Here is a 14198-nt window from a genome sequence, read left to right on the forward strand (position 1 = left end):
GGAAAAGGAGCCGCATATGCGGCTCCCGGACTCTACTCGACGATCTTGCGTCCCATTTTACGTACAATATTGTGTGCTGCTAGCCCCTTCTTCGCATCCTGCTAGCTGGACAAGCACTTTCCTGTTATTTCTTCTGATTAGCCATCCACTCCATCAGCGTTACGGCTTTACCTTTCATTTTGACAGGTTTGCCATTGAAGTCCTTGGAGATGTCGTTGTTCAACACAGGAATCCAGGACCAGTGTCCGTTGTACTCATAGGGAGCGTTGTCGCCGTTGCCTTTGGAGTACAACCCACTCATATCCAACACCTTATCAAAATAGGAGTAATGAACATTTTTGGCTCCCGCAGCGATCAAACGTTTGTAGGTAGCAGTTGACGTTTTGGATGTATCCACCGTCTGATCTGCTCCTGCAGCTGTGAACCAGATCGGAATATTTTTCAGCTTGGCTATATCCTGCTTGGTTAACCAGGAATCGTCGTATGCTTCAGCGGAAGGATAAGCAGCAGCGAAGTAATCGGGGTTGGCCAGCAGCATGTTCAGGGTCATAAATCCGCCGTTGGAGCACCCGCCAATGTAAATGCGATCCGTATCAATATCTGCTGCATGCTGTTTAACATACTGTTTGATCAAAGCAGTTAGTGACCTGGTATACATACTCTTTCCATCCTTGGTGTACTGCCCCGTGCCGTCATTCATCCAGAAGGTCGGGGTTTGAGGAACCAGCACAGCAGCATCCCCAAAATATTTCTGGATCGATTCATCAGCTAATGCGGTTACTTTGTTGCCAAGCAGAGCAATTCTCGGGTCGGTTCCACCTTCACCTGCACCGTGAAGCCAGATGATCAACGGTTTTTCCTTGCTGGTTTCAGGCATATATGAGGCATAAGTCAGCTGAATCTCACCGTATGTGGAGTCCTTGTATCTGAACTTGCCTGTCAGGTCAAACGGCTCAACACCTTGTTCGATCATCGTGTGAGGTGTATCCGGTCTTGTTGTCAAATAATCAATCACATTTCCAGCCTGATCCTGAAGGGATTTTTGCTGAATGATCGTATATTGCAGGTCCACATATCGATTGGTAAAGGACTGAAGATCAAACATAAACGGGCTGGCGGTCATCAGATCGGGGTGTACTTTCATCTCAATCGTAATGTATTGACCGCTGGACATGGAGATTGGATTGCCATTTTTATCGGAAAGGTAGGCTTTCTCTATCGCTCGGCTGCTGCTATCCGATCCATCATATTTTTGCTGTGTTTGAAAATTAATCATCGGATAACTTCGTTCTGCGAGTACCTTAAACGAGTCCTTGGTCAGTGAATTTCCTTGAATGGCGGTACCTGTATCCAGAATGATCTTGTAAACACCAGGGCCCCAATCATATCCTTTGGTTACGAGAGAGTAGGAGAGTGGAGAGCTTGATTCAGCAGAATTGTTTGCGCTTACATTAGTGGAGACGAGAAGAGAGGAAGTTAGAGCCAGAGCCAGAAAACCTGACAGCAAGCTTTTTTTCATATTCATCAGCATATACCTCCAGATGGTTAATGTATGTAGATGCTAACATTGTATCATTTCAGGAGGAACATGGGAATTACGAACGTCTTTTCCAGCTTTATATTACGCAAAAATCGCCTGAAGCTCACCCTATGGTGAATTCCAAGCGATTCTGCAAGATGTGAGGCTTTGTATTTCGTAGATTTCTTTAAGACGATTACTGTTTGACTGCTTCGCCTGCAAAGACTTCTACGTTCATCGGTGCAGCCATAAATGCTGCAGCTTGTTGAACAAAAGCCTGGAAGTGAGCACTTGAGTTATGAACAGCTGTTGCAGCTTCATCTTTCCACAGCTCGATCATCGTGTAGCTTTGTTCACGTTCTGTGCTTTTAACCAGCTCATAGCTGATGTTGCCTTCTTCTTGGCGTGTTGCAGCAATCAGTTCTTTGGCGGCGTTCAGAAAAGCTTGCTCTTGAGCGGCTTGTACTTGCAGATGTGCGTGAATGATAATCATCGTGAATAACCTCCATTGAATTATATTTAGTAAAGCTGATTATTGTAATAAGAGTAGATCTGAATTTGAACATGATCAGTGTGCTTTAATCCGGTCTGTCTAGAAAAATGTAATTCTTAATTCTGAACTTATGCCCAAGTTGTAATTGTGTCTACTGGCAGACGGTAAGAAGGGTGGCCTTCTTTGGCTGATTTACCAATCGAGATCAGCATTACCGGCTGATAGCGGTCTTTGTCCATGCCAAACGTTTCAGCGATTTGAGCTTTTTCGTAACCACCGATTGGATTGGTGTCATAACCGTGAGCACGTGCAGCGAGCATCAATTGCATGGAAACCAGACCAGCATCAATCAGGTTCACGTCACGCAGATCGGAAGCAGGCATATTGTCATAATAAGGTTTAACCACTTTTACTTGCTGTTCTGCAACTTCTTTTGGCATAAATCCGTGCTCAACAGCTTTGCCAAAAATCTCTTCCAGATACTCGCCATTGTTCATGTCGATGAATACACCGATCACTGCAGCAGAAGTCAGCACTTGATTTTGGTTAAAGCGTGCAAGCGGGGCCAGCTTTTCTTTGCCTTCAGGTGTATCAACAACAAGAAAACGCCAAGGCTGCATGTTTACGGAAGATGGGGCACGGGAAGCTTCTGCCAAAATTTCAGTCATTTCTTCACGGCTGATTTTCACTTCTGGATCATACAATTTGACGGAACGACGACCGTAGGTAATTTCATTAAAATCATTTGTTTTTTGGAATTTGCTTTGTGTTGTAGACATGGAAATCTCTCCTCTATATATGGTTTAAAAATTGTTTTGCATACGTTCCAAGAAATCGGCGAGCGCATGAATCTCATCTTCACTGAAACCATCCAGAATCTGATGAATATAATTGGTTTTCTCTGTTTTATATCCTTCAATCTGTTTGCGCCCATGATCCGTCAGACGAACAAAAGTTACCCGATTATCCTCAGGATTTTTGCGTCTCGTAACCATCTGGTCGGCTTCGAGTTGTTTCAGGTGGCGAGTAATAGCAGCACTGTCGATGTTAATGATCTTCTGGAGCATAGACTGGTTAATCTCGTCAACCTGATCCAGCTCATGCAGAATTTCAAAACGTGAGGAACTGATCCCGGTGCAGCGTTCAAACTTGGGACTGATTTTGTTCCCCAGCACATTCAGCAGATTAATGATCTGCTCTTCTTTGGAAACCATACGTGTCATGACTAGACCTCCCGGGTGAATCCAATCAACAACGGCGTATGTTAACAAATAATTAAAGTTGCCAGTATACAATGCCATTGCCTCATGATTCTGTAGCTACGCTCAATCGTTGATGGATCAATATTTGATACGTCAATCATTGATGGCTCAATTAATATATCATGTGATTTATCATTTTGCAACAGCGGACTGAATAGAAATTTTTGCTGCCCTGATCAGGGTATGTTGTATGTTATTTTATTGAGAACTATTATCATCTAAACTATAATGACAATATAATAATGGCTGAAGGAATTCGTGTGTAGAAGCAACGTGCCTGACGTTCAATGACAGGAAGGATTGTTAATGGAAAAAAAGGATTACATGAAACGAATGGAAAACATACATATTTCCTCTGTTCACGTATATCAGGGCACGATCGTTACAGCACGGGTTCAGCGCAGGACGTGGAGAAGGTATGCTGTATGCCGGATCAGTAGCGGCAAAGGTGTATTGAAGCTGGATCACGCTGTTCATCTGGTATCCGAGAACGATTGGTTTATATTCGAACCGGGCATGTATATGGAGATAGAAACGAACGGGGAAGCTCCCCTCCGGTACCAGATCATCTTATTCTCTTATGTAGGTCTTGTCCGGCAGCAGGCTGCTTGGCGAACGGAAATGTTTGATTTCCCTGTAACAGGCAAGCTTCAGCTGTCGGAGAGTACCCGGGAGGTTCAACAGATGTTGGATCAACTGGTGCATTTCACTCCCCGCTTCCGTGAGCTGGAAAATATAGAAACCAAACAACGGCTGCACAGGCTGCTGATCCGGTTAATACGGAACGTCAAATCGAATGCTGCGCCGCAGGCAGGTATGGATCAAGTACTTAATTATATGACTCATCATTACATGAAGGAGATTCGAATAGAACAGTTAGCCGCAATGGCTGGACTGAGTGTAAACCATTTTACAAGGACATTCAAACGCGAGTTCCATATGACTCCAGTTGAATATTTGATGCAGCAGCGGATCTCAAAAGCCAAGCAGCTGTTATTTTCGACCGAGAAAATCAGAGTCATTGCTGAGCGAGTCGGTTATAAAGACGAACATTATTTCAGCAGAGTTTTCAAAAAGCGCGAAGGTATCGCCCCAACGCTGTATATGAAAAATAAAATCAGCCGAATTGCTGCATTATATTACGGGCTGGACGATGCTGTCATGACGCTCGGGCTGGAGCCGGTATCTGCATTATCCTATGAACAGCGGGTTGGCAGTCACCCTTCTGTAGTGGAAAGCCAGGCATTCAGGCATTCAGGACTTATGCTGAGTAGCCTGAACCAGAACTTTGACAGACTGAAAGGTGTGCAGCCTGATCTGATTATTACAAGTGATCGCATGCAACTGGATCATTCTCTGCAGCATATTGCCCCTACAGCCATCCTGAAGCACACCAATGATATCGCTAATAGCCTTCTATATATGGCGGACGTTATGGGCCGCAGTGAACAGGCTGTTCGCTGGATTGAGCAACATGCAGAATTAAGCCGGGTTCTGCAGGCAGACCTTCGATCTAGATGGGGAAAGCAACGGGTTATGTTTATTCGAATTACGGCTCACTTCACGCGTATCTACGGAAAGCATAACCAAGTGGGAGCTCTGTTATACGAAGATCTTGGTTTTCTAATGCCTGCACATTTCCCGGAAGGGGAGTGGGCTATAGAGCTGCACGAAGGGGAGCTGCCATTATACGATACCGATCATCTGTTTGTGATGATTGATCCTACAGCGGAGGCTTACGCTCGGTGGCGGCAGTTGCAACAGTCCAGCGAATGGACAGGTTTTACTGCTGTTCAGCTGGGCCATGTCCATGATGCAGGAGATATTTTTTTTAGGGCGCTCGGGCCTGCGGGGAGGTTGTGGTCGATGCGTTATGTAGCCGGGATGCTCGGTGTGAAGGTCAGGTGATATTGTGCACGTGAAGAGAGTGGAATAATCCATGGTAAGCGTGTACCCTTTTCCCTACTATAATGATAATGATTATTATTATTAATTAGAAAAGGGGATTAGCATTCAATGGTACGATATAGAAACGCAATCATCATCATGTTAACACTACTCATGCTGGTTTTATCGGCATGTAGCAAGACTGAGGAAGGAACGAAATCAGCAGCAGAACCCGCTAAAGCCGCGGAAGAGAGTGCTACACAGACAATTGAACATGTGAAGGGAACGGCAGTTATACCGAAAAAGATTGAACGTATGGTTGTTATGTCTGCTGCTTATATTGACCACATGCTCACGATTGGAGAGAAACCAGCCGGTGTTAATGTGGAAGTGCGTTATGGCGGAGAATACTTGCCATATCTGGCAGATCAGCTGGCAGGTGTGCCAACGGTAGGGTCAGCGGATAATCCCAACCTCGAAGCGATTCTGCAGATTGATCCCGATGTCATTATTATCGAGAACCGAACAGCCGAAAATACATACGAGCAGTTGGAGAAGATCGCTCCAACGATTGTACTCGGTAATGAAGAATGGCTGGATTATGGTGATGATACTACGTACTGGACTCAGGATTTGCTGACGATTGCGGGAATGTACGACAAGGTGGATCTGGCCAAAGAAAAGATTGCTGAACTGGAGAAGCAGACAGAACAGCTCAAAGCGAAGGTGGAGCAGCAGGAGTATCGGAAGCTGGCATATCTGCGGGTAAGAGAGAAAAACTTGCAAATTTATGCGGCGAAAGGCCATCCGACCAATACACTGCTATATCATGATCTTGGATTTGTCCCCTCTTCGGTTACACCTGCTGAGAAGCGTGAAGACCTGTCTATGGAGAAGATTGGTGATATTGACGCTGATTACATCGTTCTGGAAGTCGACCCAAACGCGCACGATTATCTAAACAATATGCATGCCAGTTCCCTATGGAAAAAGGTTCCGGCTGTGGTGACTAATCAGGTGTATGACACGGATTCTTTCTGGCTGTTTAAAGGCTGGGGCTTCATTGGCAGAACTGAGATTCTCAAAGAGATTGAGGGCATGATTCAATAGATGGTACGTTATGGTGATTATGATCATGCAGCAATGTCGGCCGCATTAGAGCAAGCTTTTGTGACGAGAGTCAGAAGAGCGGAAGAACTGTCCAGCTTTCCTTTTTGTGCCAAGGATCTGTTATGTGAAGGGACACGAGAAGCCATATTGCGTGAGCAGGCTGTGCAACAGGGACTGGAACTCGGAGGATCAGGAAGCTTAGCGGTAGGTACACTTTTTGCCAAACGTTATTCGGTTCTCGTTATGGCTGTAATCTCTGCGTTCAGTATGTATGATGCGTTACTTCACATCGAGGAAGATAGCGTGCATATAAAATTAAACGGAACAGGCGGCATGTGGTACGAAACCCGGCTGGAGAGATTGGTGGAGACGGACACTGGGTCGCAAGTGACACTGGAGCAGGAATATTGGTTTCGACGGGAAAAGGAAGCCCGCTTGCTCAGGGATCGATTGCAGTTGCATCTGCAGCGTATGTTTCAAGCCGTCGCAAAAGCTACCGGTGCGAGCGATAAAGTGATGAGTTCTCTGGTGGCACATAATGTGCAGCAGCTCGCCGCAAGTATGATCCATGATCCCGATATATGTTGGACGAATCAACGACTTGCATTGATCGAGCATGATATGCACATCTGGCTGGAGCAGCGCAAAGAAAACATGTTTGGCGGCACCTTTCAGCGTTTCGAGCACGGCAAGTGGCAGAGGGCACCGCTTCTGATTCGTCGATATTGCTGTTTGGCTTATCAGATCGGGGACGGTCATCATGCACATAGTTATTGTAACAGCTGTCCGAAGCTTGACTCGGAGTCAAGACTTCGGCAATGGATCAACAAGGGGACTTTAACGTAACATGACTTAATAAGCAGATATGGATTAATCCGTATCTGCTTTTGTTTTATCCAAATCTGACTTCGTACCGGCAAACAAGCATGTCACCTTTTTTTAGCTTTCCTGACAATTAAACAGTCATAAGCTTCAATTGAACAGGCTGAGCTCATATAATATCGCTAATAGTTCTCTCGCAATAAAATGCATATGGTGATTCATCGTCACGAAAGGATTGGTCTTCATGAGTCTGGAAGCATTGAATGAACGTGTGAGAAATGACTTGACGTTTCTGTCTTATGGCGGGGCCAGTTGGGTGCGAGCCAAAGAGCAGGCAGAGGGCCATGTGTATGATGTCGTTATTGTGGGCGGTGGTCAGAGTGGCCTTGGCGCTGCATTTGGACTCCTGCGTGAACGGATATCCAACATCCTGATCATTGACGAGAATCCGGCTGGACAAGAGGGCCCTTGGGAAACCTATGCCCGAATGGTTACCTTGCGTACTCCTAAACATCTGACCTCCATTGATCTGGGCATTCCATCCTTGACATTCAGATCGTGGTGGGAGGCTCAGAACGGACGTGAGGCATGGGAAAAGCTTGACAAAATACCGCGCGGAGAATGGATGAACTATTTGCGCTGGTATCGGGAGGTGCTGGAGCTTCCTGTTCGCAACGAGGTCCGGCTGAAGCTGATCGAACCCGCTGTTCATGCTCATCTCGAAAACGGTCTGATGGAAAAAAATATCGGGATTCATCGCCTTCATATCGAAGGACCGGACAAAATGAATAGCGTTATCCTTGCTCGTAAAGTGGTTCTTGCAACCGGCATTCAGGGAGGGGGCGAATGGCATGTGCCTTCCATGATTGCTGACCGATTACCGAAGGAGATGTACGCCCATACTTCGGAAGTGATTGATTTTGAACGTTTGAAAGGTAAAAGGATTGCTGTCCTTGGCGGCGGCGCCTCCGCCTTCGATAATGCCAGTTATGCATTAGCCTCAGGAGTACGGGAGGCACATGTATTTGTAAGGCGGGAGCAGCTGCCCAGCGTTAATCCGATACGCCAGATGGAGCAATCTGGCATGATTGAACGTTTTCACGCACTGCCTGTCGCTGATAAATATCAGGTGATCTCCCATTTCTTCAAATATAATCAGCCGCCGACCAATGATACGTTTAATCGCGCAGCTGCCTGGCCCGGGTTTGTTCTGCATCTTCACTCTCCATGGCTGAGCGTGGAAGCGAAGGAACAAGGAGTTCAGGTGCAGACGCCCCATGGGCAGTTTATGTATGATTATCTCATCATCAGCACCGGGCTGCTTAGTGATCCTGCGTTAAGGCCAGAGCTTGGACTGGTCGAGAAACATATTGCACGCTGGAAGGATTGTTTTCAGGCTCCAGAGGAATATCGCAATGCCTTGTTGGATGCTCATCCATTTTTAAGTCCTGGCTTTGCTATGACAAGCCGAACAGAGCAAGGCAAGCAGGTGTTACATGGACTGTTTGTTTTCAATTATTCGGCGCTTGCGAGCTGCGGCTTATCCGCTTCTGCCATTTCAGGCACCAGAGCTGCCATTCCCAAGCTGGTTACTGCTATTGCAGATCAATTGTTTCTGGATGATCGGGAAGACATCTTACAGCAGTTTTATACCTATGCAGAGCAAGAATTCACGGCAGTCTGGAATCCGAATAACGTTCTTGCTGAGTAAAGACGCATGCATTTAACAAACTTACCGTACAGTGCCAGAGCTGTGCGGTTTTTTGTTTTTGTAAACATCGTTTTGCAGGGGACTTTAATTTATTGTAAAATGTCGTTTGGAACATGTTAAAGGCAGGGATCAGGAATGGAACTAATGAAACAAACCAAACAGATGAGTTATGATCAATTCAGAGCACATGTGAAAAGAGCATCGAGTTTACGCAATGTACCTTTGATCAAAATTGTAGCTTTTCAAGAGAAGTATATGAAGATTGAAGAAATGCAGTTTTTTGATGTGGAACAGAATTATATGAGTGTTCAGGCTTGTAATACGTTATGGATGAATCTGAAGGACAAATCGTTTCGTACGGTAGTGTCTCAATCGCTTCAGTTTTATCAGCAGATGACGAATCTTGGACGGCATTCTCTTGAGAATCTGATCCGGGAGTTATATGATACGGCTGTTCCGGTTCTGCTAGATTATGATCCGTCCAGGTATTATACCCTGGAACAACTGGTTGAGATTTTGGCAACCGACGAGGATAAGCTGATTGAGCAGCTTGAGATGGGACGTTTCAAAGGAGCTTTCATTAATGAAGAGGGGAAATGGCTCAAGCCAAAACCGGAATAGTGTGCAACGAACTGCTGTAACCGTCAAAAAATCCTGCAGCACTGCCGTCAGTAGCGGCGGTTGCTGCAGGATTTTTTCGAGCAGAAGACCTGTTACTGGCAACTAACTGCAGGATACACGTCGAACGACAAAACCATCCTTGCAGCGATTGGCAGGACCGGGAACAGCAAGCACTCGTTTGCCTTGCATCATAATGCCTTTGAGATTGGAACATAATTGAGGAGAACGTCCATTCAACCGGCAATGGCGGAACTGGATGGGGGTAAATCTCGACAAAGCAGCAGTAAAACCATTAACAGTAGGTGCCTCAACAATCCATTCTGCCGAGGTTTGTGGGCCGGAATAACGTTGTACCGTGCGGAATGTCCAGCCTTTGCTTACGTCTTTCAAAATGATGCAGCAGGTTTTACGTGTGATTTTCGTAATCGTCGCCTGCATCTTATCCCCCGGTGATACAGGGGAAGAAATCATTGTCTCCGCGGCGGGAAGTATTTCCCACCAGGCATAATATACCGGCTTACCGTTAACCCAGTCATGACTGGTTCCGGTCTGAATCAGATCTGTATTATTGTAGCCATCAATGCCAATCCAGGCAGAGGAGTAAGAGTTCATGCGGGAGGGAAGCACATAAGGGACTGTCCATTCTGCAGATATTCGCTTATAGCTTCGGGGTGAACTACTCTTTGCATAACCGCTCCAGTTGGAGGAGACCCACCCGGGCTGAAGTGATGTACTTTTTTTCAGCTGTTTAAGTTCACAAGGCTGTCGCCGCTTACGTATACGATCGGTCATCTCATGCACACCTTTCATTAATCACTCCCAAGGTCTAGTGCACCTGAGGCTTCTCAAGCCAAGTGATTGCTGGTTGTAATATCTAATGCATCTGTGTTGGCATGTGAAAGGTACAGCTGCTCAAGAAAACAAATCTTATGGATGAAAGTTTTTGAAGGTTTTTAAATTATTTTGAATGAAAATGATTGTTTTTTACGGGATTTATGATACTATAGAAGCAGTTGGAGGAATGGATATGCTGACTGAAGAACGATATGCTGCAATTATAGAGCGCTTACATTTACAGGGAATTGTGAAGTTGCAAGAGCTGGTTGATGTGCTTGGGGTTTCTGAATCCACAATTAGAAGAGATTTGATTGATCTGGAAAGTCGTCAGATGCTCAAACGTATTCATGGTGGTGCTTCACTGGTGAATGAGAAATCATTAGAACCAGGCATGGAGGAGAAAACGTTCAAAAACATTCAGCAAAAAACAGTCATTGCCCGTTTGGCATCGCAGGAGATTCAGAATGGTGAATGTATTTACCTGGATGCTGGCACGACAACGCTGGCTATGATTCCTTTTATCGAAGCCAGAGATGTTACGGTTGTAACCAACGGACTTTCCCATGTAGAGGCATTGGTGAGCAAGCGAATTCGCAGCTACCTGCTTGGCGGTATGATGAAAATTCATACGAAAGCGGTCATCGGCAGCATTGCGCTGCAGAACATGGATAATTTCCGGTTTGACAAGTGTTTTCTGGGAAGTAACGGGGTTGACCCTGAAATGGGGTATACAACGCCTGATCCAGAGGAAGCCTTGATTAAGAGGCGTGCACATCAACTGTCAGGAAAATCCTATGTGTTGGCTGATTCCAGCAAAATTGGGGATATTACTTTTGCCAAATTGTTTGATTTGGAGGAGGCGGATCTGATTACAGAACGAATGCCTGAACATTGGCGGACGGTAATCACCCAGAAAACTAAAATAATTGAGGGATAGCGATGATATATACGATAACACTCAACCCGTCCATTGATTACATCGTAGAAGTGGACGATCTGAAGCTAGGCGAACTTAACCGCATGAATCGGGACTTGAAACTCCCTGGCGGCAAAGGCATCAACGTTTCCCGCATTCTGAATCAGCTTGGGGCAGCCAATACGGCCATCGGCTTTTTGGGTGGTTTTACAGGTCGTTTCATTAACGACAAGCTGCAGGAAGAAGCCATTCAAACCGACTTTGTCACCATTGCTGATGATACTCGCATTAACATCAAGCTGAAGCATGGGGACGAAACCGAGATTAACGGTCTTGGACCAGCCATTCGTGCAGAGGAGGCTGATCAGCTGCTGCATAAGTTATCTTCCTTGCAAAAAGAAGATATTGTCATTCTATCTGGAAGTGTTCCGCCATCACTCGGTTCGGATTTCTATAATCGTCTCATTCAAGTCTGCAAGCAGACGGGAGCCGAGTTCGTCATTGATACTACAGGACCTGCACTGATGGAAGCACTTGTTCATCAACCATTGCTGGTCAAACCAAATCATCATGAATTAGCCGAATTGTTTGGCGTAACTATTGAGACTCGTGAGGAACTGGTTTCTTACGGTAGAAAATTGCTCGAAGCTGGTGCCAAACATGTTCTGATCTCCATGGCTGGAGAAGGGGCATTGTTTATCACCGGGACAGATGTATATCATGCAACCGTGCCGAAAGGAAAGGTCAGAAATTCAGTTGGCGCGGGTGATTCCATGATTGGCGGATTTGTAGGTACGTATGTATTGCAAGCAAACTTGTATGAAGCCTTCCGCACAGGGGTTGCATCCGGCAGTGCAACGGCTTTCTCGGATGACCTCGCAGCGCGTGAATTGATTGAAGAATTGCGTGAGCAGGTAACGATTACCAAGCTGTAGGCAGCAAGGTTATATCAGAGTATGAACGATTAACACATGAATAACGATCAAGAACAGTTAAGGGGATGGCCTGCTGCTGCAGGCCAACCGAACTCAAGGGAGTGTTCCAAGATGAAAATCACTGATTTAATGATTCAAGAAGCGATGATCATGGATCTGCAAGCAACCACCAAAGACGAAGCCATCGATGAGCTGATTGCGAGTCTGAATCGGAGCGGAAGAATTAATGATCCGGTGCTGTTTAAGGAAATGATTTACAAAAGAGAAGCGGAATCCAGCACAGGCATCGGTGGCGGTATCGCTATGCCACACGCCAAAACAAAAGCGGTGAATGAACCAACGGTTGTTTTTGCGAAAAGCAGCAAAGGTCTTGATTTCGAAGCGCTGGATGATCAGCCTGCTCACATCTTTTTTATGATTGCAGCTCCTGAAGGCGCTGGCAACACCCATCTCCGCACACTCGCGGCTCTTTCAAGGCTGCTAGTTGATAGCGATTTCATCTCGGAGCTGATGAATACGAATACGCCTCAAGAAGTTAGCGCTTTGTTTGATGCGAAGCAGGCAGAGGCTGCTGCGAAGGAAGCTGAGAAAGAGAAAGCCAAAGCGGAGAAGGAAGCACAGGGGGCCGGGGTATCCAGTAGTGCCAACAACGTAAAAAGCAACGCTGGAGTCATTGTTGGCAATGCAAATTCCGAGGATTTTGTTGTTGCCGTTACAGCCTGCCCTACCGGTATTGCTCATACGTATATGGCTGAGGATGCGTTGAAGAAAAAGGCTCAGGAAATGGGAATCAACATTCGTGTTGAAACCAATGGCTCTGAAGGAGCACAGAATGTACTGACTGCCGATGAGATTGCCCGTGCCAAAGGTGTTATCGTCGCAGCTGACAAAAATGTTGAGATGGATCGTTTTGACGGCAAACCTGTGCTGCAAAGACCGGTAAGTGATGGTATCCGAAAATCCGAAGAGCTGATTCGCAAGGCAGTCAACGGAGATGCACCGATCTATCGCAGTCAAGGCGGAAGCTCCAAGGATGAAGCTGCAAGTGCTGGAAAAATGAGCGTGGGCAGCAAAATCTACAAAGATTTGATGAACGGTATTTCACACATGCTGCCATTTGTTGTTGGCGGTGGTATCCTGCTGGCGATCTCGTTCCTGTTTGAGCAGATTGCAAGTCCTGACAATCCCATTGTGAAGCTGCTGCAAACGATTGGCGGCGGAGACGGAGCGTTCCACTTCCTGATCCCTGTGCTTGCCGGATTCATTGCAATGAGTATCGGTGATCGTCCGGCCCTGATGCCGGGTATGGTCGGCGGTTTGATGGCTGTCAATTCCAATGCCGGTTTCCTTGGCGGTCTGGCTGCCGGTTTCCTCGCAGGTTATGTGATCCTCGGTCTGCGCAAAGCGCTGAAAGGTCTGCCTAAAGCGATTGATGGCTTGAAGCCGATTCTGATCTATCCCGTGCTTGGTTTGCTGATTGTTGGTGCAATTGCATATTACATTTTTGATCCGATTTTCGGTTCTCTGAACACATGGCTTGTAGATGCACTTGGTAATCTGGGGACTGGTAACAAAGTATTGCTTGGTTTGCTGCTTGGCGGTATGATGGCGATCGATATGGGTGGTCCTTTTAACAAAGCGGCTTATACCTTTGCCATTGGTGTATTTACCTCCAGCGGCAACACTGACGGCGCATGGATGGCAGCGGTTATGGCAGGCGGTATGGCTCCTCCGCTGGCGATTGCACTGGCTACAACATTTTTCAAATCCAAATTCACGGAGCAAGAACGTAAATCCGGTTTGACGAACTATGTACTCGGCTTGTCCTTCATTACCGAAGGCGCAATTCCATTTGCGGCGGCTGACCCGCTTCGTGTATTGACATCCTGTATTATCGGTTCTGCGGTAGCAGGTGGACTTACACAGCTGTGGAGCATTAACGTACCGGCTCCTCACGGTGGTATTTTCGTAGCAGCACTGGCTAACCACGCCTTGCTCTTCCTGCTTGCGGTGGTTATTGGTTCCGTCGTTTCCGGTCTCATTCTGGGATTGTGGAAAAAGGCACCGACACTTGTTAAATAAGAA

General features: G+C 46.3%; 13 protein-coding genes. 8 read left to right on the forward strand and 5 right to left on the reverse strand.

Going from position 1 to position 14198, the window contains the following annotated elements:
* Positions 1-124: 124 nt before the first annotated feature.
* The 4 genes from HNR77_RS00700 to HNR77_RS00715 all read right to left on the reverse strand — a co-directional run bounded on the left by HNR77_RS00700 (position 125) and on the right by HNR77_RS00715 (position 3235).
* Positions 125-1525, reverse strand: coding sequence for a prolyl oligopeptidase family serine peptidase (locus HNR77_RS00700; RefSeq protein ID WP_184179730.1), 1401 nt, complete (start codon positions 1523-1525; stop codon positions 125-127).
* 190 nt (positions 1526-1715) lie between these two features.
* Positions 1716-2012, reverse strand: coding sequence for a putative quinol monooxygenase (locus HNR77_RS00705; RefSeq protein ID WP_184179733.1), 297 nt, complete (start codon positions 2010-2012; stop codon positions 1716-1718).
* Positions 2013-2140: 128 nt separating this feature from the next.
* The gene (locus HNR77_RS00710) at positions 2141-2791 is read right to left on the reverse strand and encodes a nitroreductase family protein (RefSeq protein ID WP_184179736.1); all 651 of its coding nucleotides are present in this window, start codon (positions 2789-2791) and stop codon (positions 2141-2143) included.
* 24 nt (positions 2792-2815) lie between these two features.
* Entirely contained in the window at positions 2816-3235 is a 420-nt protein-coding gene (locus HNR77_RS00715; protein ID WP_145402931.1) for a MarR family winged helix-turn-helix transcriptional regulator, read from the reverse strand.
* 345 nt (positions 3236-3580) lie between these two features.
* Here HNR77_RS00715 and HNR77_RS00720 point away from each other — a divergent pair, with 345 nt between their 5' ends.
* From HNR77_RS00720 to HNR77_RS00740, 5 genes are all read left to right on the forward strand, one after another.
* On the forward strand, positions 3581-5182 hold the full coding sequence (locus tag HNR77_RS00720) for a helix-turn-helix domain-containing protein (protein WP_184179738.1): 1602 nt from the start codon (positions 3581-3583) through the stop codon (positions 5180-5182).
* Between the two features lie 108 nt (positions 5183-5290).
* Positions 5291-6271, forward strand: coding sequence for an ABC transporter substrate-binding protein (locus HNR77_RS00725; protein ID WP_184179742.1), 981 nt, complete (start codon positions 5291-5293; stop codon positions 6269-6271).
* Positions 6272-7117, forward strand: a complete 846-nt coding sequence (locus HNR77_RS00730; RefSeq protein ID WP_184179745.1) for a hypothetical protein — start codon at positions 6272-6274, stop codon at positions 7115-7117.
* Between the two features lie 220 nt (positions 7118-7337).
* The gene (locus HNR77_RS00735; RefSeq protein ID WP_184179748.1) at positions 7338-8804 is read left to right on the forward strand and encodes an FAD/NAD(P)-binding protein; all 1467 of its coding nucleotides are present in this window, start codon (positions 7338-7340) and stop codon (positions 8802-8804) included.
* 144 nt (positions 8805-8948) lie between these two features.
* Positions 8949-9425 carry a hypothetical protein gene (locus HNR77_RS00740; protein WP_184179751.1) on the forward strand — a complete coding sequence of 159 codons (477 nt, stop codon included), beginning with the start codon at positions 8949-8951 and terminating at the stop codon, positions 9423-9425.
* 102 nt (positions 9426-9527) lie between these two features.
* Here HNR77_RS00740 and HNR77_RS00745 read toward each other — a convergent pair whose 3' ends face one another.
* Positions 9528-10217, reverse strand: coding sequence for a G1 family glutamic endopeptidase (locus HNR77_RS00745; protein WP_184179754.1), 690 nt, complete (start codon positions 10215-10217; stop codon positions 9528-9530).
* Between the two features lie 235 nt (positions 10218-10452).
* On the opposite strand from HNR77_RS00745, the gene HNR77_RS00750 reads away from it, so the two are divergent.
* The 3 genes from HNR77_RS00750 (at position 10453) to HNR77_RS00760 (ending at position 14195) form a co-directional block, all read left to right on the forward strand.
* Positions 10453-11199 carry a DeoR/GlpR family DNA-binding transcription regulator gene (locus HNR77_RS00750; RefSeq protein ID WP_184179757.1) on the forward strand — a complete coding sequence of 249 codons (747 nt, stop codon included), beginning with the start codon at positions 10453-10455 and terminating at the stop codon, positions 11197-11199.
* A gap of 2 nt (positions 11200-11201) precedes the next feature.
* Complete coding sequence (gene pfkB / locus HNR77_RS00755; protein ID WP_184179760.1) at positions 11202-12113, forward strand: 1-phosphofructokinase; 912 nt, start codon at positions 11202-11204, stop codon at positions 12111-12113.
* A gap of 111 nt (positions 12114-12224) precedes the next feature.
* A complete protein-coding gene (locus HNR77_RS00760) occupies positions 12225-14195 on the forward strand; it encodes a PTS fructose transporter subunit IIABC (RefSeq protein WP_184179763.1) in 1971 nt (656 codons plus the stop codon).
* The last annotated feature ends 3 nt before the right edge of the window (positions 14196-14198 follow it).

The organism is Paenibacillus sp. JGP012, assembly GCF_014203995.1.
Classification (GTDB): domain Bacteria; phylum Bacillota; class Bacilli; order Paenibacillales; family Paenibacillaceae; genus Paenibacillus; species Paenibacillus silvae.

What these genes read in the sequence shown, in the direction of transcription:
- HNR77_RS00705 (WP_184179733.1), bottom strand. Translation starts at nt 2,012, where the DNA reads ATGATTATCATTCACGCACATCTGCAAGTACAAGCCGCTCAAGAGCAA.
- HNR77_RS00730 (WP_184179745.1), top strand. Translation starts at nt 6,272, where the DNA reads ATGGTACGTTATGGTGATTATGATCATGCAGCAATGTCGGCCGCATTA.
- HNR77_RS00715 (WP_145402931.1), bottom strand. Translation starts at nt 3,235, where the DNA reads ATGACACGTATGGTTTCCAAAGAAGAGCAGATCATTAATCTGCTGAAT.
- HNR77_RS00740 (WP_184179751.1), top strand. Translation starts at nt 8,949, where the DNA reads ATGAAACAAACCAAACAGATGAGTTATGATCAATTCAGAGCACATGTG.
- HNR77_RS00725 (WP_184179742.1), top strand. Translation starts at nt 5,291, where the DNA reads ATGGTACGATATAGAAACGCAATCATCATCATGTTAACACTACTCATG.
- HNR77_RS00745 (WP_184179754.1), bottom strand. Translation starts at nt 10,217, where the DNA reads ATGACCGATCGTATACGTAAGCGGCGACAGCCTTGTGAACTTAAACAG.
- HNR77_RS00735 (WP_184179748.1), top strand. Translation starts at nt 7,338, where the DNA reads ATGAGTCTGGAAGCATTGAATGAACGTGTGAGAAATGACTTGACGTTT.
- HNR77_RS00720 (WP_184179738.1), top strand. Translation starts at nt 3,581, where the DNA reads ATGGAAAAAAAGGATTACATGAAACGAATGGAAAACATACATATTTCC.
- HNR77_RS00710 (WP_184179736.1), bottom strand. Translation starts at nt 2,791, where the DNA reads ATGTCTACAACACAAAGCAAATTCCAAAAAACAAATGATTTTAATGAA.
- pfkB (WP_184179760.1), top strand. Translation starts at nt 11,202, where the DNA reads ATGATATATACGATAACACTCAACCCGTCCATTGATTACATCGTAGAA.
- HNR77_RS00700 (WP_184179730.1), bottom strand. Translation starts at nt 1,525, where the DNA reads ATGAATATGAAAAAAAGCTTGCTGTCAGGTTTTCTGGCTCTGGCTCTA.
- HNR77_RS00760 (WP_184179763.1), top strand. Translation starts at nt 12,225, where the DNA reads ATGAAAATCACTGATTTAATGATTCAAGAAGCGATGATCATGGATCTG.
- HNR77_RS00750 (WP_184179757.1), top strand. Translation starts at nt 10,453, where the DNA reads ATGCTGACTGAAGAACGATATGCTGCAATTATAGAGCGCTTACATTTA.